This window comes from Humidesulfovibrio sp. (genome assembly GCF_035560995.1).
Classification (GTDB): domain Bacteria; phylum Desulfobacterota; class Desulfovibrionia; order Desulfovibrionales; family Desulfovibrionaceae; genus Humidesulfovibrio.
The window spans coordinates 1-18,311 of sequence record NZ_DATMYK010000300.1; the positions used below are offsets into that span (position 1 = coordinate 1).

Below are 18,311 nucleotides of genomic sequence, written 5' to 3' on the forward strand. Positions count from 1 at the left end.
GGCTCGGCCTCCTGCGAGGGCTGCCACGAGAAGGAATACGGCAACTTCATGAAGTTCGCCAAAAAGGCGCACTCCGACCGTAGCGTGAAAATCATGGCCAAGAAGCTTACGCCTGAGGAATTGAAGGAGTGCTACGCCTGCCACACCACGGGCTACGGCAAGCCGGGCGGGTTCGTCAGCTACGAGAAGACCCCGGAGCTGGGCCACGCCGGGTGCGAGGTCTGCCACGGCCCGGGGTCCGCCCATGTGGACTCCGGCGGCAAGAAGGGCCTCATCAAGGGCAAGGGCCGCATGAACGTGAAGGAATGCGAGACGTGCCACAACCCGGACCGGGTGGCCAACTTCCGCTTCAAGCCCATGCTCTATGGCGGGGCGCACTAGGAGGACGGCCATGATACAACTCGATTCCATCCGCAAATCCCTTACTCTCAAGGTCCTGGTGCTCACTTTGGGCATCAGCGGCGTGGTGTTCGCCGGGCTTTTCCTGGCCACGTCGTATTGGCAGAAGCGCTCCATGCTGGGCGAGGTGCGGCACAGCGCCGAGCGCGACAGCCAGATGATCTCCATGGTGGTGGAGGAGCCCATGCGCCTGGGCGACAACGAGGCCACCCGGCAGCGCTTCGCCGACCTGGCCAAAGAGAATAAAGACATCGACATCTACATGGTCGATTATGACGGCGGCATCACCTACGCCACGGACAACGCCACCGAGCGCAAGCCCATCGGCGAGGTGCTGGCGCATGAGGACTGCCGCGCCCTGGTGGCCAGGGGGCTCAAGGAGAAGATCGTCGCCGGCGACCTCATGCGCATGGGCGGCACGGACTTCTTCACCGAGGTGAAGAGCATCCCCAACGAGCCCGCCTGCTACCACTGCCACGGCAAAAGCCGCCCCATCCTGGGCGCGCTCATCACCCGGCAGAATCTCACTCCCCAGTTCGCCTCCCTGCGGCTCACCCAGTATCTCACGGCCGCGCTTTCCCTGGCGGGCATGGTGGCGCTCAGCTTCGTGCTGTTCATGTTCATCAAGCGCACGGTCATCGCGCGCATCACCTCCATAGAACGCAGCGCCGACGAGGTCATCCAGGGCAACCTGAACGCGAGCTTCAAGGTCGAGGGCGAGGACCGCCTGGCCGTCCTGGCCAACCACCTGGGCACCATGGTCGGGCGCATCAAGGATCAGTTGGAGTACAACAAGGGCCTGCTCGACGGCATCATCGTGCCCATGATGGTTACGGACGAGCTTGGCGTCATCAACTACACCAACAGGCCGCTTTTGAGCATCCTCGGCCGCGACGCGGACGCCGTTGTGGGCCAGTGCACGGATATGGTCTTTTACGGCCAGAAGCGCGAGACCCTGACCAGCCGCGCGCTGAACACGTGCAGCATCGTTTCCGGCAACTTCAGCTTCAAACGTGCCGACGGCGTGGTCTTCCCCATGCATGCCGAGGTCTCGCCCCTCAAGAACGCCGAAGGCCAGGTGGTGGGCTCCATCGCTGTGCTGGTGGACCTGACCCAGGAGGAGGAGGCGCGCCAGCGCATCGAAGCGCACCGCGAGGAGCTCCTGTCCGTGGCCAATGAAGTCACGGAGGTCGCGCTCAAGCTGGAGCAGGCCTCCGACCTTTTGAGCGGCCAGATGGACGAACTGACCCGCGGCATGGACAACGCCTCCGGCCGCACGCACAGCATGGCCACGGCCATGGAGGAGATGAACTCCACTGTGCTTGAAGTGGCCAGAAACGCCGGGGAGACCTCCGAGGCCTCCGGCCGGGCCAACACCGTGGCGCGTGAGGGCGGCGTCATGGTGCAGAACACCCTGACCGAGATCAACCAGGTGGCCAGCACCACGCAAAGCCTCTCCACCGCGCTGGGGCAGTTGTCCATCAGTGCGCGCGACATCGGCCAGGTGCTCGGCGTCATCAACGACATCGCCGACCAGACCAACCTGCTGGCCTTGAACGCCGCCATTGAGGCCGCGCGCGCGGGCGACGCGGGACGCGGTTTCGCCGTGGTGGCCGACGAGGTGCGCAAACTGGCCGAAAAGACCATGACCGCCACCAAGGAAGTGGAGGCGGCCATCCTGCATGTGCAGAAAAGCACCGAGGACGCCGTGCGAGAGATGGACTCCGCCAAGGCCCGCGTGGACAAGACCACCGAGCTTGCGGGCGGCGCGGGCAATACCCTGACCGAGATCGTCAGCGCCTCGGAGCGCATTGCGGACATGGTGCGCTCCATCGCCACCGCTGCAGAGCAGCAGTCCGCCACCAGCGAGGAGATCAACCAGAACGTGAGTGAGATCAACCACCTCTCCGGGCAGATGTCCCAGGACATCCAGACGGCGAACACGCGCATCCGCGAGGTGGCGCACATGTCGCGCGAGCTGGCCCGGCTGGTTGAAAAGTTCCGCAGCGAGGAGTAAGCTTCCAGTGTCCCCCCTGTCTTGAACGGGAGCACTCACATGGAAGCGGAACAGGAACGTAGACGGTTCGGACGAATTCATTTGCTGGCCCACGGACGCGACAAGATTTGCTCCGTACGTGCGGAGCATGCCGAGCGCGAGGCCGCGCTCATCGACATCAGCGCAGGTGGCGCGCGCCTCAAATTCGTGCCGCCGCCCTTGGACGCAGCGGTGAGGAATGTGGTGTTCTCCGTCAGGAACCTGGACGACGGCGGCCTGCTGCAAAGCCTTTCGGCAACGGTCCAGTGGCGCAGAGGAGATGAGGTCGGGGTTCAGTTCCGGCCAGAACTTGATGTGCCCTTGCAGGTGCTTCAGAGATTGGTCGGCTGAGGAAACAGTCCTTCTTGGCAAGCGGCCCCGGCCCTGGCATTGCGCCGGGCCGGGGCTTTTGCGTTCCTTGTGGGGTATAGTTTACGGCGATGCGGCATTGGCGAATATGAGACGCTCTTGGCAAAATTTCCTAAGTTGAGTACTGCCTCACACATGTAAAGTTCTCGACCTTGCGGTTGACAATAGTAAAAATTATTATTAGGAACTATTCCTAACACAGCGCACGAGGTGTCTTATGGATATTGAAGAAAAGAAGGGCGTTCGCCTGTCGCGGCAGCGGGAAGCAATTCTCGCGGAACTCTGCAAGGTGAAGACCCACCCTACGGCGGATGAAGTCTATGACATGGTTCGTAAAATCATGCCCAGGATCAGCCTGGGCACGGTGTACCGCAACCTGGACTTCCTGAGCAGCAGGGGAGTGGTGCTGCGCATCGGCGGGGCCGGAACCCAGAAACGGTTCGACGGCAACCCGATGCCCCATCCTCATCTGCGGTGCTCCGTATGCGGCAGGGTGGACGACCTGGAACATCCCCTGGCCCTGCCGGAACTCTCGGCGGAGCAGTCCATGGGCTACGGAAACCTGCGCTGTGACGTGGAGTTCGTGGGAGTTTGTCCCATGTGCGCCGGAGAGAAAATGTAGTCCAGGCCTGCCTGGATTCAATTTTCCCTGGCGCCCGCCACGTATTCTGGTAGGGTCGAATCGTAAGCAACTGCCGGATGCACCCCGGCGCAGCCCCCCCCTTAAGGAGAACACAATGAGCCTTCGCGGAACCCGTACCGAGAAAAACATCCTGACCGCCTTCGCCGGCGAGTCCCAGGCCCGCAACCGCTACAGCTATTTTGCCTCCGCCGCCAAGAACGAAGGCTATGTCCAGATCGCGGCCGTGTTCGAGGAGACCGCCAACCAGGAGAAGGAACACGCCAAACGCCTGTTCAAGCTGCTTGAGGGCGGCGAGGTTGAGGTCACCGCCGCTTTCCCGGCCGGCACCATCGGCACCACGCTGGAGAACCTCATCGCCTCCGCCGGCGGCGAGAACCACGAGCAGACCAGCATGTACCCCGAGTTCGCCAAGACCGCCCGCGAGGAAGGCCTGCAGGAAATCGCCTGTATCTTCGACGCCATCGCCATCGCCGAGCGCTTCCATGAAAAACGCTTCCTGGCCCTTGCCAAGAACATCGAAAAAGGTCAGGTCTTCAAGAAGGACAAGTCCGTGACCTGGCGCTGCCGCAACTGCGGCTACATCTACGAAGGCCAGGCCGCTCCCAACAAGTGCCCGGCCTGCGCGCACGCCCAGGCCCACTTCGAAGTGGCTGAAGAGAACTGGTAAACACTCTGCATCTTGAGGAGGCTTGAGGCTATGGAATGTGGACAGATCTACAAGTGCGAAGAGTGCGGCAACATCGTCAGCGTGCTTTTCGCCGGCGGCGGCGACCTGGTGTGCTGCGGCAAGCCCATGAAGCTCATGGTTGAGAACACGGTTGACGCCTCGAAAGAAAAGCACGTCCCGGTCATCGAAAAGGTGGCTGGCGGCTACAAGGTCAAGGTCGGCGGCGTGGCCCACCCGATGGAGGAGAAACACTACATCATGTGGATCGAGCTCATCGCCGACGGCGTGTCCATGAAGAAGTTCCTCAAGCCCGGCGATGCGCCCGAAGCCAGCTTCTGCACCGAGGCCAAGAGCGTCACCGCCCGCGAGTACTGCAACCTCCACGGCCTCTGGACCGCCAAGGCCTAGGCGTCATCGCAGGACAAGGAGCATCGCATGGCTGAGCCGGAAGAGATGTACCAGTGCCAGAACACCAACTGCGGCTACATCTACAACCCTGACAAGGGCGACCGGAAGGGCAAGATTCCCGCTGGCACCAGCTTCGAGGATCTGCCCGACGAGTGGCGCTGCCCCATCTGCGGCGGAACGAAGAAATGCTTCCGGCCCCTGGCCGGTCCCGGCTCCACCCGCGAGGTGAGCTGCCCCACACCCACGCAAGGAGAAACCACCATGCAGAAGTACGTGTGCAACATCTGCGGCTATGTGTACGACCCCGCCGAAGGCGACCCGGACAACGACGTGAAGCCCGGCACCAAATGGGAGGCCGTGCCCTCCTCCTGGTCCTGCCCCATCTGCGGGGCCTCCAAGGAGAACTTCAGCCCAGAATAGCGCAAATATCGCGGTAGGTTGACCGCGCGTGACCAAAGAATTCCGGGAGCGCTCGCCTTGACAGGGGGGCGCTCTCCGTGTTTTGACAAAAAAGAGCAAACGAATGGCCGCCCTGCGTGTTTGCGCCGGGCCTGTTTCATATTTTTCCCCTATGGAGACCTCAATGAAACCTGTTGAAATCAAGAAAGATATTTTTTGGGTTGGCGCCGTTGACTGGAACAGCCGCGACTTCCACGGCTATTCCCTTTCCCCGCGCGGCACCACCTACAACGCCTTCCTGGTGAAGGACGAGAAGATCACCCTGTTCGACACCGTGAAGGCCGACTTCAGCGAGGAGCTCGCCTGCGCCATCGCCCAGGCCTGCGACGGCGCTCCCCGCGTGGACTACCTGGTGCTGAACCACCTGGAGCCGGACCACGCGGGCTGCCTGGACTGCATCGTGGAGCGCTACAAGCCGGAGAAGATCTTCTGCTCGCCCATGGGCGAGAAGGCCCTGCGCTCGTACTACCACAACTCCCAGGACTGGCCCATCGAGGTGGTGCCCACGGGCGCGTCCATCTCCATCGGCAAGCGCACCGTGCAGTTCATCGAAACCCGCATGCTGCACTGGCCCGACAACATGGTCTCCTACATTCCTGAGGACAAGATCGCCTTCTGCTCCGACGCCTTCGGCCAGAATTGGGCCAGCACCGAGCGCTTCTGCGACGAGGTGGACCGCGCGGCCCTGCACTCGGCCATGGCCGACTACTACGCCAACATCGTGCTGCCGTACTCGCCCGTGGTGCTGAAGACCCTGGACGCCCTGGCCGGCATGAACCTCGACATCGACATGCTCTGCCCGGACCACGGCCTTATCTGGCGCGGCAAGGAAGAAGTGGCCTACGCACTCAATTGCTACCGCGAGTTCGCCCTGCAGCAGCCCAAGAAAAAGGCCGTCATCGTGTACGACACCATGTGGCACAGCACGGAGAAGATGGCCCGCGCCATCTGCGACGGCCTGGCCGACGAGGGCGTCAGCGTGCGCATCATGAGTGTGAAGCACAACCACCACAGCGCCGTGATGCGCGAAGTGTTCGACGCCGCGGCGGTCATCGTGGGCTCGCCCACGCACAACAACGGCATTCTGCCCCTGGTGGCCGATGTGCTGACCTACATGAAGGGCCTGCGGCCCCAGAACAAGATCGGCGCGGCCTTCGGCTCCTTCGGCTGGAGCGGCGAGTGCGTGAAGATCCTCACCGAGCACCTGACCGGCATGGGCATGGAAATGGTCGAGCCCGCCGTGAAGGTGAAGAACAAGCCCGGCCACGACACCTTCCAGGCCTGCTATGACCTGGGCAAGAAGGTCGGCCAGGCCATCAACGCCAAGCTTCAGGCCTAGGGCCCGAAGCGCGGAAGCATTCCAGGGAGGGCCGCGCGCCCTCCCTTTTTTTTCACCAGCGCACAGGGGGCACAGTGGCGGAGAAAACACGCGGCACAGCGGCCGGAAAGGTCTGGTTCATCGGGGCTGGGCCGGGCGACCCGGAACTCATCACTGTCAAGGGGCAAAAGCTCATCGCCAGCGCCGATGTCATCGTCTACGCGGGCTCCCTGGTGCCGCGAGAGGTGCTCAGCAGCGCGCGCCCCGGTGTGCCGGTCATCGATTCCGCGCCGCTTTCCCTGGCCGAGACCCACGCCCTGCTGCGCGACTGCGCGCAAAACGGCGGTCTGGCCGCGCGCGTGCACACGGGCGAGCCCTCCATTTACGGCGCCGTGCGCGAGCAGGCGGCCCTGCTGGACGCCGAGGGCATCCCCTGGGACGTGGTGCCCGGAGTTTCCAGCGCCTTCGCCACCGCGGCGGCGGCCCGCGTGTCTTTCACCGTGCCCGGCGGGCCGCAAACCTTCATTCTCACGCGGCTTTCCGGCCGCACGCCCGTGCCCGCGACGGAAGCCCTGCCCAGTCTCGCCGCCCATGGCGCGGCCATGGCCGTGCTGCTTTCCGCCTCGGAGCCGGAGCGCGTGCAGGCCGAACTCCTCGCCGGGGGCTACGCGCCTGAGACCGCCATCGTCATCGGCCACAAGGTGGGCTGGCCCGGAGGCGAGGTGTTGCACACGCGGCTCCGCGACCTCGCGCGCACGGCCCGCGAAGCGGGCTTCACCCGGCAGACCGTGTTTCTGGTGCTGCCCGGCCAGAACCTCGACGCGGAAGCCTCACGCTCCAAGCTCTACGACGCGGCCTTCACCCACGGCTGGCGCGAGGCCTCTGAAGCACCGGAACCGGCCGCCAGAATGGAAGGAGACGAGTGATGCGGCAGTTCGGCGTGGCCACGCAAAAGCGCGAGGAATTCGTGGACATCACCGCCCTGGTGGCCCAGGCCCTGGCCGAAAGCGGTCTGCGGGACGGGGCGCTACTGGTCTATTCGCCGCACACCACCGCTGGGGTCACCATCAACGAAGGCGCGGACCCGGACGTGAAGCGCGACATGCTGGCCCACCTGCGCGAGCTTGTGCCCAACAGCCCGGCCTTCCGCCACGCGGAGGGCAACAGCGACGCGCACATCAAGACCAGCCTCATGGGGCCCTCGCAGCTCATTCCGGTCAGCGGCGGGCGCATGGCGCTGGGCACCTGGCAGCACATCTACCTGTGCGAATTCGACGGCCCGCGCCGCCGCACCGTGCTGGTGCAGACCCTGGCCGCGGACCACACGTCGGAGGGCTAGCCCATGAGCGAAAACTTCAAGCACTTCCAAAACACCGCCTGCGAGTACTTCCCCTGCCATAAGGGCATGGACCCCGCGGCGTTCAACTGCCTGTTCTGCTACTGCCCGCTGTTCTTCCTGGCCGATTGCGGCGGCAGTCCGGCCTGGCGCGGGCTGGTGAAGGACTGCTCCGGCTGCTCCCTGCCGCACGGCCCCGGCGGGTGGGATGCCGTCCAGAAGCGCCTGGGCCTGGCCTATGGCGAACTGCGGGCGGGCAGGGCGCCGCGCACGCTGGGGCAGGGCGGAACAGAGGAATAGCCGGGGCGCCGCCCCAGGCAGACCCCGGAACGGGGCGCTCAGCCAGTTTGAGGCGTCTGCCGCTCCCTTGTGGCGGAGGCTGAAATCAGGCGTCGCCCTCGCAGCCATCCGCGCGCAGATCGGCCCATTTCAAAAGCGCATCAAGCACAGGGCAGAGCGACTGGCCCCAGTCGGTAAGGCCGTATTCCACCTTGGGCGGCACCTGAGGGTGAACGATCCGCCGGACAATGCCATCACTTTCCATCTGACGCAGCTGCTGGATCAGCATCTTCTGCGTGATGCCGGTAATCGCCCTTTCGAGTTCCGAGAAGCGCAGCACCTTGCCGCCGAACAGGTGGAACAGGATCAGCAGCTTCCACTTCCCTTCAAGAATCTTGAGAGCCTGTTCGACTGCAAAGGCAGCCGTGGCGGGTGTCCATTCCTTGCCCATACTTTTTAGTAAGTACCTTACTTTTTTGTCGGTTCTTGTCTTTTATGAATCATATTCCTATCCTTTCCGCATGGCAACTCGGGCCGCGCAGGGCGGTCCGCACAAACACCAAGGAGCATGCCGCATGTCAATCGAACTCCCCAAGCCCATTGACGCATATTTCGCCGCAGACAGGAACGACGGTGATGCTGTCGCCGGATGCTTCACGGAAAACGCTGTCGTGAAGGATGAAGACCACATGTATGAAGGCCTGGCCGCCATCAGGCAGTGGAAGACGGATTCCTCGCTGAAGTACACGTATACGAGCGTGCCTTTCGCCTGCGAAGACAAGGACGGCAGGGTCATGGTCACCAGCCGGGTGAGCGGCGACTTCCCCGGCAGTCCCGTCGACCTGCGCTACTTCTTCATTCTCGAAGGCGACAAGATCGCCTCCCTGGAGATCCTCCCATGAGCTTCGACCTTGGGCTCGCCCGCCGCAGGGCGCTTGTCACGGGCGGCACGAAGGGTGTGGGAGCGGCCGTTGTCGAGTCCTTGCGCGACGCTGGCGCGACGGTCATCACGGTGGCGCGCTCGGTTCCCGAAGCAGCCTCGGAAGGCGTTGTCTACTTGGCTGCGGATCTGGCCACCGCGCAGGGGTGCCGGACTGTGGCGGACGCCGTTCTTGATCGCCTCGGCGGCGTGGACATCATCGTCAACGTTCTCGGCGGCTCAAGCGCGCCCGCGGGCGGCTTTGCACGTCTGAGCGACGAGGAATGGGAGGCCGCGCTTAACCAAAACCTGATGTCCGCCGTGCGCATCGACAGGGCGCTGCTGCCGGCCATGATCGCGCAGGGTTCCGGGGTCATCATCCACGTCACTTCCATCCAGCGCGAGCTGCCGCTGCCGGAATCGACCACCGCCTACGCGGCGGCGAAGGCTGCGCTGTCGACTTACAGCAAGAGCCTGTCGAAGGAGGTTGCGCCGAAAGGCATTCGCGTGGTGCGCGTCTCCCCGGGCTGGGTCGAGACGGAGGCCGCCGTCCGGCTCGCCCAGCGGCTCGCGGCGGAAGCCGGGACCACCTACGAGGGCGGAAAGAAGATCATCATGGATTCTCTGGGGGGCATCCCGCTCGGCCGTCCGGCCCGGCCCGGGGAAGTGGCAGATCTGATCACGTTCCTGGTCTCGCCGCGCGCGGCCTCGATCACGGGCGCCGAGTACGTCATCGACGGGGGAACTGTGCCGACGGCGTGATCCAGGGGCATCCCATGACCGCGGAGTCGGAGCGGCGCGCGCGCTGCGCACCGGGGCGGACAATGGCGGCAAGCGCAACGAGGCCGCCGCCGGAGGCGTATTCGTCTTTTGCGGCGCTAGCCCAGCAGGCGCGCCACGCCCAGGCCGGTCAGCACGGCCAGCACCATCCACAGTCCGGCCTTGGCGGCTCCTGCGGCTGCGCCATCGTACTGGATGGCGGCGACTTCGGTTTCCGGGGTCAGTAAATAGCGCAGAAAGCGTGCTATTTCAGAAAGTAGCGGGACCATGGGCTCCTCCTTTCGAATGCGTGCCCGACCTTGTGGCCGGTGCGGGAACGGGTACGGCGTTCTGGACGCCTGCCGTGGCCCGTGGCATGATGCCCCCGGTCCACGCGTATGAACTAGCAGTGCGCCGGGTTCATGGTCCAATCGCAATGCCTGAGGTAATGCTTCAGGAATCGTGATGCCCCGCGCGCGGGATGTTCAGGTAGGAGTTCCGGGAAGCGGGTGCTGGAGGAAGGGCATGGAATTGTATCAGTTGCGCACCTTTGTGGCCGTGGCCGAGGAAGGCCACCTGACGCGCGCGGCGGAGCGGCTGTTCATCAGCCAGCCTGCGGTCTCTGCGCATGTGAAGGCCCTGGAGGAGGAACTGGGCGTGGCGCTGTTCATGCGCAGCGCGCGCGGCATGCAGCTGACGCGTGAGGGGCTGGCGCTCAAGCCCAGGGCCGAGGCGGCCCTCAGGAGCGTGGGCGACTTCCTGAGCGAGGCCCGCGCCCTGCGGGAGCACGTCTCCGGCGAACTCAAGCTGGCGCTGAACAGCGATCCCGACCTCTTGCGCGTGCGCCCGCTCATGGACGCCCTGCGCACCGCGCACCCCGGCCTGCGCGTGCACCTCATGCAGAGCATGAGCAAGCTCATTGTAGAGGACGTGCGCACCGGCAAGCTGGACGGCGGCTTCGCCTATCTGGGCGAACCCTTGCAGGGTCAGCAGGAACAGGAGCTGACCGGCCTGCGCCTGGCCTCCACCACGCTGCACGTGGTCTGTCCTCCGGCTTGGGCCGTGCGTTTGGCCGCCTGCACCTGGGCCGACGTGGCCGCGGAGCCCTGGGTGTGGTACTCCGACAACTGCCCCTGCCGGCCCCTTCTGGTGCGCAAGCTGGGCGCCCTGGCGCAGAACATCAACAAGATCGCCGTCACCGACACGGAAAGCACCCTGAAGGCCCTGGTGGCCGACGGCGCGGGCCTGGGCCTGCTGGGCCGCCACGAGGCCGAGGCCTGGGAGCGCGACGGAGAGGTGTGCATCCTGTCCAGCCTGGAAGGCCTGCCCATCGACATCCATTTCCTGCACCGGCGCGACCGCTCCGCCGATCCGGCCATCCTGGCCGTGCGCCAGGCCCTGGCCGAAGTGTGGGAGCTGGCCCTGGCAGTACCCCCGGCACCGGCAGAGGCGGAGGCCTGCTGAAGGTGGAACTCTACCAGCTGCGCACCTTTGCCGCCGTGGCCCAGGCAGGGCACCTTACGCGCGCGGCCGAGAAACTGTTCATCAGCCAGCCCGCGGTTTCCGCGCACATAAAGGCCTTGGAGGAGGAGCTTGGCGTGGCGCTGTTCACGCGCAGCGCGCGCGGCATGCAGCTGACGCGCGAGGGCCAGGCCCTGCTGGGACAGGCGGAGCGCATGCTGGCCCTTGCGGCGGAGATGCAGGACAGCGCCCGCAATCTGCGCCGGGAGCTCAGCGGCGAGCTGCGCCTGGCCCTGCACACCGACGCGGAATTTCTGCGCGGGCTGGCCCTGCTTGACGTTCTGCGCGCCCGTCATCCCAAGCTTCAGGTGCATTTGCGGCAAAGCATGTCCGGAGACATCATCGAGGATGTGCGCGAAGGGCGGCTGGACTGCGGCTTCGCCTACGGCAACGCCCCGCCGGAGGGAGAGCTGTCCGCCTTCCGGGTGTGCCGCACGGAGCTGTGCGTGGTGGGTCCGCCTGACTGGGAAGACCGGCTGGCCGGGGCGGACTGGCCGCAGCTGGTGGACGAGCCCTGGATCTGGTTCACGGAATCGTGCCCGTACCGGCCGCTGCTTTCGCGCTGCCTGGGCGGCGCTCCCACACGCGTGGTGGCGGTGACGGACTACGAGGGCACGCTCAAATCCCTGGTGGCCAGCGGCGCGGGCTTGAGCCTCATGCGGCGCGACGAGGCCGAACGCCATGCCGCCTGCGGTGAAGTGTGCCTGCGCGCGGGTTCGGGCGAGGCCATCGACGTGTATTTCATCTACCGGCGCAACCGCGAAGCGGACCCGGCCATCCTGGCGGTGCTTTCGGCGTTGCGGTCCGTGTGGGAGCTGGACGGGATTTCTGAGACCGAGGGGTGATATGCCCCCCGGCGGCCAGGGAGGAGCCCCTGGTCCGGCTTGTCAGGGCGCGGGCGCCGTGCTATCCGGCCTTCGCCCCGCCGGACGTTGCGGCGCGGGCATGACTGGTAACGCGTGCGCGGCCCCCCAGCCTGCGCGGAACGAATACATGCAGCATCTCACGCGGCCCATGCGCGGCGACAGTGTCCATCGCCAACGCGGCAGCGTTGCCCTCTACCTGGCCTTGGCCCTGGTGGCCTTCGGCGTGCTCGCCGCAGCCGGGGCCACGCGCTTCAGTTCCACCGTCCAGGGCGTCTTTCAGCCCAACTGCATCACCCAGGCGCGCTACATGAGCGAATCCGGCATGCGCTACGCCATGGCGCGGCTCCGCGCCTGCGCGGACGCAACCGCCGTGAACGCAGCCGTGGCGGCCATGAACGGCAAAACCTTCACAGTCGACGCCGACAAAGGGCTGTCCTTCACCCTTTCCGTCAGCTACGCCTCAGGCTCCGCCACGGTGAGCTCCACTGGCGCCAGCTGCTCCAAGCCGGGCTCCTCGGCCAGCGCCTTCACGGGCTCCGCGACGGTGAACCTGCCGGCCATAAGCTCCGGCGGCTCCGCGGCGAACAGCCCCTCGCTCCAGGGAACCTACAGCGGCACCTCCGCCGTACTGGCCGGAAATTCCTCCGGCAACGTCACAACCACGACCACCACCCTCCAGGGCGGCAGCACGGTGGACGGCGCCCTGACCTACATGGGCACCACCAGCTGCCTGAACCTCACCGGAGGCGTCAGCATCGGAACGCCGGGCGGCAGCTATTCCGTCTGTTCCAACTCCTGCGTGACCGTCGACGGCGGGTCCTACGTTTATGGCAACATATATTCCCAGGGCAATGTCACCGTCACCAGCGGGGTGGTGGCCGGGAACATCTACTCCAACGGCGCGGTGACCATCACCAGCGGCACGGTGCAGGGCAACGTGTACTCCCAGGGCAGCGTGAGCGTGACCGGCGCGGTGACGGGCAACATCTATTCCGGCGGCAACGTCAGCCTCGGCTGGGGCTCGAACGTCTCCGGCAACATCTTCTGCACCGGCACGTACTCCGCGCCCGCCTGGTTCACCGGCTATTCGGGCAAGGTGACCACCGGCTACCCCAAGTCAAGCATCCCCGCGGCTAAGGCCTGCACCTCCTACGCCTTGCCGGCCCACAAGACCGTGGCCTCGACCCAGGCGCGCGTCATCAGCGGAAACCAGACCTTCTACGGCACGTCGAACCTGGCCGACACCAGCAACGCCTACACATCCATCAGCACCAGCGGGTGGCCCAGCATCTGCTTCGATTTGTCCACGCCCGGCACCTACATCAACATCTTCTGCAGCGGGAACATGTCCGTGAGCGGCGATCTCTACGTGCGCACATCCACCGCCACCTCGTGCTTCGACCCGTCCAACAAGGTCACCAGCACCCAGTTCGCGGGCTCTGCCGCAGCCAGCCGCGTCTACATGGACGTGCAGGGCTCCGTCTCCTTCGGCGGCGGCACCAACTGGTTCGGCACGGTGTACGCCGGGGGCAACATATACCCGGGCGGCGGCGGCAGCTACATCGGGGCCTTCTACACCAACCAGTCGTTCAACCCCGGCAGCCAGTGGATATACACCCGCTACGTCGGCTCGAACTACGTCGCGACCTACTGGCCCTAGCGCTCTGTGCGCGGCGCCAGGCGTCTTGCGCCCCGCAATTCCGTCCGGCGAAGCGGCGCCCCGCCCTTGCCGCCCCGGTGCTTTTAAGGTATGCCGGGAGCCCATGCATGAATTATCCTTGATAGAAAGCATGCTCTCCATCATCCGCGAGGAAAAGGAGAAGCATGGGATGAAGCGTATCGTCCGGGTGCGCGTGGTGAATGGCGCGCTTTCAGGCGCGGTTTCCGACGCGCTGGCCTTTGGCTGGGAGTGCCTGACCCAGGAGGGCGACCTCCAGGGCGTGGCGCTGGAGGTGGTGGACGCGCCCCTCAAGGTGATCTGCGGCGCGTGCGGCAAGCCCTTCGATCCCGAGGACAGGCACTATATGCCGTGTCCTGCCTGTGGCGAGATTCTTGGCCACACGGTGACCAGCGGCAAGGAACTCTACATCGACGAAATCGAGGCCGACATCCCCGACGAGGCGGATGGCGCGGCCCCTACGGGAGTCTGACCATGGGCAAGACCGTCACCATCGTCCGCAACGTCATGGAGGCCAACGAGCGCCGCGCGGGCAAGCTGAAGGAATATTTCGAGGACAGGAAAATCCTCTGCCTGAACCTCATGAGCAGCCCGGGCGCGGGCAAGACGAGCCTCCTGGAGCGCACCCTGGCCGACCTTAAGGGCGAATTCAAGATGGCGGTCATCGAGGGCGACCTGCAGACCGACAACGACGCGCGGCGCGTGGCGGCCACGGGCGCCCAGGCCGTGCAGGTGAACACCGAGGGCGGCTGCCACCTGGACAGCTCCATGATCGAGGACGCCATCGCCGTGCTCGACATGGACGGCCTGGACATCCTGTTCATCGAGAACGTGGGCAATCTGGTCTGCCCGGCGGAGTTCAACCTGGGCGAGGACCACAAGGTCAGCATCCTGTCCGTCACCGAGGGCGACGACAAGCCCGAGAAGTACCCGCTGATGTTCCACTTGTCCTCGGTGATGCTCTTGAACAAGACGGATTTGCTGCCCTATGTGGACTTCAGCCTGGACGCGGCCAGCGCCCACGCCAAGAAGCTCAACAAGGACATCGCCATCTTCCCCGTGGCCTGCCGCACCAGCGAGGGCCTGGGCGCCTGGTACGACTGGCTGCGCGCTGCCCGCGCCTCCAAGAAGTAGCCGAACGCCATGACGGATGCCGCGCAGAAATTCGCCGTGCTCGTGACCGGCAAGAGCGAGGCCGCGTTGCGCCGCTTTCTTGCGGGCTACGTCAAGCCGGCCTTCGGCATGCAGAAGAACCAGTGGCGCATGAGCTACCGCGAATGCTACGGGCTGACGGTCATCTCCCGGCCCTTGCGCCGGGGAGAGGACGCGGACGGCGCGTACGCGGCCCACGCGGGCAGCGGGGCGCTGGTGCTGGCCGCGCTCCCCGCCGAGCTGCCGGGCTCCGGCCGCGACGCCGCGCGGACCTGGCTTGCGGCGAACGGCTTCGATCCCGTGGTGGAGCTGAAGGTGGACCTGGACTGCTCCATGGCCGACATGATCGACCAGGGCGCGCTGGTGGTGAACTACATCAACGGCCGCTGCCCCTGGCGCATCGACCCCATTGAGGATCTGGACGCGTACATGGCCAAGAACAACAAGCCGTTCTGGGCCTGAGTTTGACAAGCGCGCAACCCGGACCTACCTTCCCAGCGCTTTTTCAAAAACACTTTCGCCGGACCTTCCCGGCTTCAAGGAGACGACCATGAGCAAGGCGTGCAAAAGCTGCCCTTCGGCCAGCGCGGGCGGGGGCTGCTCCTCCGGGCATGACCCGAAATCCTGCGGCGACAAGCCCGTTGACGAGAAGATTGCCCAGACCCTTTCGCGCATCAAGCACAAGATCGTGGTGCTTTCCGGCAAGGGCGGCGTGGGCAAGAGCACCGTCTCGGCAAACATCGCCATGGCCCTGGCCCTGGCGGGCAAGAAGGTCGGCCTCTTGGACGTGGATATCCACGGCCCGAGCATCCCGCGCCTGCTCTCCCTTGGCGACGCCAAGCCGCACATCGAGCCGGACCACATGGAGCCCGTGCCCTACAGCCAGAACCTCTGGGTCATGTCGCTGGGCTTTTTGATCCCGGACAAGGAGACGGCGGTGATCTGGCGCGGGCCCATGAAGCTCGGCCTCATCAAGCAGTTCGTGCGCGACGTCACCTGGGGCGACCTGGACTACCTCGTCACCGACTGCCCCCCCGGCACGGGCGACGAGCCTTTGGCGGCGCTCCAGACCCTCGGCCAGGAGGCCCACGCGGTCATCGTCACCACCCCGCAGGGCGTGGCCGTGGACGACGTGCGCCGCAGCGTGACCTTCTGCAACCAGATGGGCAACCCCATCCTGGGCATTGTGGAGAACATGAGCGGCTTTGTGTGTCCGAACTGCAACACCACCCACGACATCTTCAATTCAGGCGGCGGCGAAAAGCTGGCGGCCGAGATGGGCGTGCGCTTCCTGGGCCGCATTCCCATGGACCCGGAAGTGGTGCGCAGCGGCGACGAAGGTTTTGCGCTCCTCAAGGTGCAGAGCGAATCGCCCACGGCCCTGGCCTTCAAGAAGATCGTGGAGCCCATTCTGGCGCTCGGCTAGGCTTTACGCAGAGAAGAAACGTGCAACGCGGCGCGGGGACTTGTGTTCCTCGCGCCGCGTTTTTCATTGTGCGGCCGGTTACTGCGCCGCGTCAGACTCCGACAGGTAGCGCGGGTGCAGGCCTTCGGTCTCCGCGGGTTCGGGCACGCCGCCTGTGATGATCTCCGCCCCGCCCATGGCCGCCTCATAGCCCGCGCCCCAGTCGCGCATGGTGACCAGGATGGGGAAGAGCCCCAGGCCCTGCGCGGTGAGGGAGTATTCCACGCGCGGCGGCACCTGGCGGAACACCTCCCGCCGGATGAGCCCGTCGGCCTCCAGCTCGCGCAGCTGCCGGGTCAGCATGCGGTCCGTCACCTCCGGCAGATTGCGCTTCAGCTCGCTGTAGCGCTGCACCCCGGCCTGGCCCAGGTGATAGAGCACGATGGGCTTCCATTTGCCTCCCATGACCGTGAGGGCCAGCTCGAAAAAACAGCGGTAGGTGCGGCCCTGCAACTGTTTTGTGGCGCATTGCTTGGGCATGGTGCCCTCCTTGCTATACATTATGGTAGTACCTGCCAAAAAAGACCGTACTTGCGCTTATCGCAGGCAATGGGTATCAGCTAATTGCCCGATGCACGGGAGTCAACCAAAATCGCGGAGGTATAGCATGAAAGTCGTAGCCATCAACGGAAGCCCCCGGAAGGACGGCAACACCCGTCTGCTGCTGGAGGCTGTGCTGGCCCCCCTGGCCGCGGCGGGCTGGGAAACGGAATATGTCCAGATCGGCGGCAAGAACATCCACGGCTGCCGCGCCTGTTTCAAGTGCTGGGAGCAGAAGGACAAGCGTTGCGTGTTCGGCAAGGACATCTTCAACGAGACCTTTGAGAAGGTGATTACGGCCGATGCCATCGTGCTGGGCTCGCCCACCTATTTCGCCGACGTGACCTCGGAGATGAAGGCCTTCATGGACCGGGCGGGCCTTGTGGCCATGGCCAACGGCTGCCTGCTGGCGGGCAAGATCGGCGCAGCTGTGGTTGCCGTGCGCCGGGGCGGCGCCACCCACGTGTTCGACACCATGAACCATCTGTTCCAGATCTCGCAGATGGTGCTGCCGGGCTCCACCTACTGGAACATGGGCTACGGCCTGGAGCCGGGCAAGGTGGCGGGCGACGACGAGGCCCTGCGCAACATGAAGCAGCTGGGCACGGCCATCAACTGGCTGGGCACGGCCGTGAAGAACGCCGGGCCTTACCCGGTGCTCACTGGCGGCGAAGGCTAGAGCGGAAAGGTTTTGAAGTTGGCGGGCCGGTCTACCGAAAGGGGGCCGGCCCGTTGCAGTTTGAGGGGCGGTTAGACTGTGCAGCCGCCGGTGTTGTCCGTGTCGCTCTCGGTCTCATCGTCGTCGTCGTTGTCCAGGCCTTCTTCCGTGTCGGCCTCGGCCTGGCTTTGGGCGAAGATGACGATCTTCAGGTCTTCCTCGGCGATGTGGCGCTTGAGCCAGTGCATGAGGTAGTCCGCGAATTCCTGAAAATCGAGGGTGCCGTCCAGGCAGTCGTCGGTGAGGGCCTGGGCCTTTTCCACAAAGGCGCGGTGCAGGCCGATGTGCCGTTCCCGGTCTGGATAGTCCAGACGCTGCATCAGGCCTTCCTCGTCGAAGAAGTGCTCCTTAGCGTAGAGGTACATGTCCGTCAGGGCATGCATGATCTCCACGTCGCGGTCTGGTCCGGCGCTGATTTCCAGCACCTTGTTGATCAGGTTGACCAGCACTTTGTGCTCGCGGTCGAGCATGGGGTCGCCCACGCTCATGCTCTCGTCCCACTGGAAGGGGGTCATGCCGTCACCGCCGGGGGGAAGGGGGTTTTAGTTCAAGACCGTTTTGCATATAGCATCCTCGGCAGCGTGCTGCCAAGGACTAAGCGCGAATGTGCGCCCGGACGGCCTAGATTTTCGGCGGCCCCATGAGCAGCATTTCGGCGATGGTCAGGTCCACGCGGGGCAGCTTGCCCATGCGTCCCCGGCCCAGCAGGTCCATCTCCAGGCGCGCCAGTTCCCCAAGCAGGGGCGTGCGGTCCAGCAGGGCGGGCGGACAGGTCTTGGC

Annotated in this window: 25 protein-coding genes and 1 pseudogene; 22 read left to right on the top strand and 4 right to left on the bottom strand. The window is 65.1% G+C overall.

From position 1 onward, the window contains the following. The 12 genes and pseudogenes from VN419_RS11790 to VN419_RS11845 form a co-directional block, all read left to right on the top strand. Nucleotides 1–381: cytochrome c family protein (locus tag VN419_RS11790; RefSeq protein WP_325647425.1), on the top strand; the 381-nt coding region annotated here is incomplete at its 5' end. Between the two features lie 10 nt (nucleotides 382–391). Continuing rightward, the gene (locus VN419_RS11795; protein WP_325647426.1) at nucleotides 392–2,416 is read left to right on the top strand and encodes a methyl-accepting chemotaxis protein; all 2,025 of its coding nucleotides are present in this window, start codon (nucleotides 392–394) and stop codon (nucleotides 2,414–2,416) included. Between the two features lie 39 nt (nucleotides 2,417–2,455). Then, complete coding sequence (locus VN419_RS11800) at nucleotides 2,456–2,785, top strand: PilZ domain-containing protein (protein ID WP_325647427.1); 330 nt, start codon at nucleotides 2,456–2,458, stop codon at nucleotides 2,783–2,785. Nucleotides 2,786–3,020: 235 nt separating this feature from the next. After that, nucleotides 3,021–3,425 (top strand): transcriptional repressor, encoded by a 405-nt coding sequence (locus VN419_RS11805; RefSeq protein ID WP_325647428.1) that lies wholly within the window; start codon nucleotides 3,021–3,023, stop codon nucleotides 3,423–3,425. A 115-nt stretch (nucleotides 3,426–3,540) separates the two neighbouring features. Continuing rightward, the gene (gene rbr / locus VN419_RS11810) at nucleotides 3,541–4,113 is read left to right on the top strand and encodes a rubrerythrin (protein ID WP_325647429.1); all 573 of its coding nucleotides are present in this window, start codon (nucleotides 3,541–3,543) and stop codon (nucleotides 4,111–4,113) included. A gap of 30 nt (nucleotides 4,114–4,143) precedes the next feature. After that, nucleotides 4,144–4,521, top strand: a complete 378-nt coding sequence (locus VN419_RS11815; RefSeq protein ID WP_325647430.1) for a desulfoferrodoxin — start codon at nucleotides 4,144–4,146, stop codon at nucleotides 4,519–4,521. Between the two features lie 27 nt (nucleotides 4,522–4,548). Then, nucleotides 4,549–4,767 (top strand): annotated as a pseudogene (locus VN419_RS11820) (rubredoxin); the annotation flags it as partial. 15 nt (nucleotides 4,768–4,782) lie between these two features. Beyond that, nucleotides 4,783–4,941: a rubredoxin gene (gene rd, locus VN419_RS11825; RefSeq protein WP_325647449.1), complete on the top strand. Its 159-nt coding sequence runs from the start codon at nucleotides 4,783–4,785 to the stop codon at nucleotides 4,939–4,941. Between the two features lie 163 nt (nucleotides 4,942–5,104). Next, a complete protein-coding gene (locus VN419_RS11830; RefSeq protein WP_325647431.1) occupies nucleotides 5,105–6,319 on the top strand; it encodes an FprA family A-type flavoprotein in 1,215 nt (404 codons plus the stop codon). 74 nt (nucleotides 6,320–6,393) lie between these two features. Then, nucleotides 6,394–7,224 carry a precorrin-4 C(11)-methyltransferase gene (gene cobM / locus VN419_RS11835; RefSeq protein WP_325647432.1) on the top strand — a complete coding sequence of 277 codons (831 nt, stop codon included), beginning with the start codon at nucleotides 6,394–6,396 and terminating at the stop codon, nucleotides 7,222–7,224. Further along, nucleotides 7,224–7,637 (top strand): secondary thiamine-phosphate synthase enzyme YjbQ, encoded by a 414-nt coding sequence (locus VN419_RS11840; RefSeq protein ID WP_325647433.1) that lies wholly within the window; start codon nucleotides 7,224–7,226, stop codon nucleotides 7,635–7,637. Before cobM ends, VN419_RS11840 begins: the two co-directional genes overlap by 1 nt. Nucleotides 7,638–7,640: 3 nt before the next feature. Then, nucleotides 7,641–7,934, top strand: coding sequence for a cysteine-rich small domain-containing protein (locus VN419_RS11845; RefSeq protein WP_325647434.1), 294 nt, complete (start codon nucleotides 7,641–7,643; stop codon nucleotides 7,932–7,934). A gap of 85 nt (nucleotides 7,935–8,019) precedes the next feature. On the opposite strand, the gene VN419_RS11850 is transcribed toward VN419_RS11845, so the two are convergent. Beyond that, the gene (locus VN419_RS11850; protein WP_325647435.1) at nucleotides 8,020–8,364 is read right to left on the bottom strand and encodes a helix-turn-helix domain-containing protein; all 345 of its coding nucleotides are present in this window, start codon (nucleotides 8,362–8,364) and stop codon (nucleotides 8,020–8,022) included. Nucleotides 8,365–8,488: 124 nt separating this feature from the next. Here VN419_RS11850 and VN419_RS11855 point away from each other — a divergent pair, with 124 nt between their 5' ends. Beyond that, nucleotides 8,489–8,815, top strand: a complete 327-nt coding sequence (locus VN419_RS11855; RefSeq protein ID WP_325647436.1) for a nuclear transport factor 2 family protein — start codon at nucleotides 8,489–8,491, stop codon at nucleotides 8,813–8,815. Next, a complete protein-coding gene (locus VN419_RS11860) occupies nucleotides 8,812–9,594 on the top strand; it encodes an SDR family oxidoreductase (protein WP_325647437.1) in 783 nt (260 codons plus the stop codon). Before VN419_RS11855 ends, VN419_RS11860 begins: the two co-directional genes overlap by 4 nt. Before the next feature lie 116 nt (nucleotides 9,595–9,710). Here the strand turns inward: VN419_RS11860 and VN419_RS11865 are convergent, their stop codons facing one another. Then, nucleotides 9,711–9,881: a hypothetical protein gene (locus VN419_RS11865; protein ID WP_325647438.1), complete on the bottom strand. Its 171-nt coding sequence runs from the start codon at nucleotides 9,879–9,881 to the stop codon at nucleotides 9,711–9,713. Between the two features lie 235 nt (nucleotides 9,882–10,116). Between VN419_RS11865 and VN419_RS11870 the strand changes: the two genes are divergently transcribed. From VN419_RS11870 to VN419_RS11900, 7 genes are all read left to right on the top strand, one after another. Further along, nucleotides 10,117–11,055, top strand: a complete 939-nt coding sequence (locus VN419_RS11870; protein ID WP_325647439.1) for a LysR family transcriptional regulator — start codon at nucleotides 10,117–10,119, stop codon at nucleotides 11,053–11,055. 2 nt (nucleotides 11,056–11,057) lie between these two features. Then, nucleotides 11,058–11,957 carry a LysR family transcriptional regulator gene (locus tag VN419_RS11875; RefSeq protein ID WP_325647440.1) on the top strand — a complete coding sequence of 300 codons (900 nt, stop codon included), beginning with the start codon at nucleotides 11,058–11,060 and terminating at the stop codon, nucleotides 11,955–11,957. Between the two features lie 148 nt (nucleotides 11,958–12,105). Next, nucleotides 12,106–13,638 (top strand): polymer-forming cytoskeletal protein, encoded by a 1,533-nt coding sequence (locus VN419_RS11880; protein ID WP_325647441.1) that lies wholly within the window; start codon nucleotides 12,106–12,108, stop codon nucleotides 13,636–13,638. Between the two features lie 103 nt (nucleotides 13,639–13,741). Continuing rightward, entirely contained in the window at nucleotides 13,742–14,128 is a 387-nt protein-coding gene (locus tag VN419_RS11885) for a hydrogenase maturation nickel metallochaperone HypA (protein WP_325647442.1), read from the top strand. 2 nt (nucleotides 14,129–14,130) lie between these two features. Then, nucleotides 14,131–14,790, top strand: a complete 660-nt coding sequence (gene hypB / locus VN419_RS11890; RefSeq protein WP_325647443.1) for a hydrogenase nickel incorporation protein HypB — start codon at nucleotides 14,131–14,133, stop codon at nucleotides 14,788–14,790. A gap of 9 nt (nucleotides 14,791–14,799) precedes the next feature. Next, nucleotides 14,800–15,270, top strand: a complete 471-nt coding sequence (locus VN419_RS11895) for a hypothetical protein (RefSeq protein WP_325647444.1) — start codon at nucleotides 14,800–14,802, stop codon at nucleotides 15,268–15,270. Nucleotides 15,271–15,358: 88 nt separating this feature from the next. Beyond that, the gene (locus VN419_RS11900; protein WP_325647445.1) at nucleotides 15,359–16,234 is read left to right on the top strand and encodes an Mrp/NBP35 family ATP-binding protein; all 876 of its coding nucleotides are present in this window, start codon (nucleotides 15,359–15,361) and stop codon (nucleotides 16,232–16,234) included. Nucleotides 16,235–16,312: 78 nt separating this feature from the next. Here the strand turns inward: VN419_RS11900 and VN419_RS11905 are convergent, their stop codons facing one another. Next, nucleotides 16,313–16,753 (bottom strand): helix-turn-helix domain-containing protein, encoded by a 441-nt coding sequence (locus VN419_RS11905; protein WP_325647446.1) that lies wholly within the window; start codon nucleotides 16,751–16,753, stop codon nucleotides 16,313–16,315. A gap of 127 nt (nucleotides 16,754–16,880) precedes the next feature. Between VN419_RS11905 and VN419_RS11910 the strand changes: the two genes are divergently transcribed. After that, the gene (locus VN419_RS11910; RefSeq protein ID WP_325647447.1) at nucleotides 16,881–17,492 is read left to right on the top strand and encodes a flavodoxin family protein; all 612 of its coding nucleotides are present in this window, start codon (nucleotides 16,881–16,883) and stop codon (nucleotides 17,490–17,492) included. A gap of 71 nt (nucleotides 17,493–17,563) precedes the next feature. Here the strand turns inward: VN419_RS11910 and VN419_RS11915 are convergent, their stop codons facing one another. Then, a complete protein-coding gene (locus VN419_RS11915) occupies nucleotides 17,564–18,046 on the bottom strand; it encodes a hemerythrin family protein (RefSeq protein ID WP_325647448.1) in 483 nt (160 codons plus the stop codon). Between the last annotated feature and the right edge of the window lie 265 nt (nucleotides 18,047–18,311).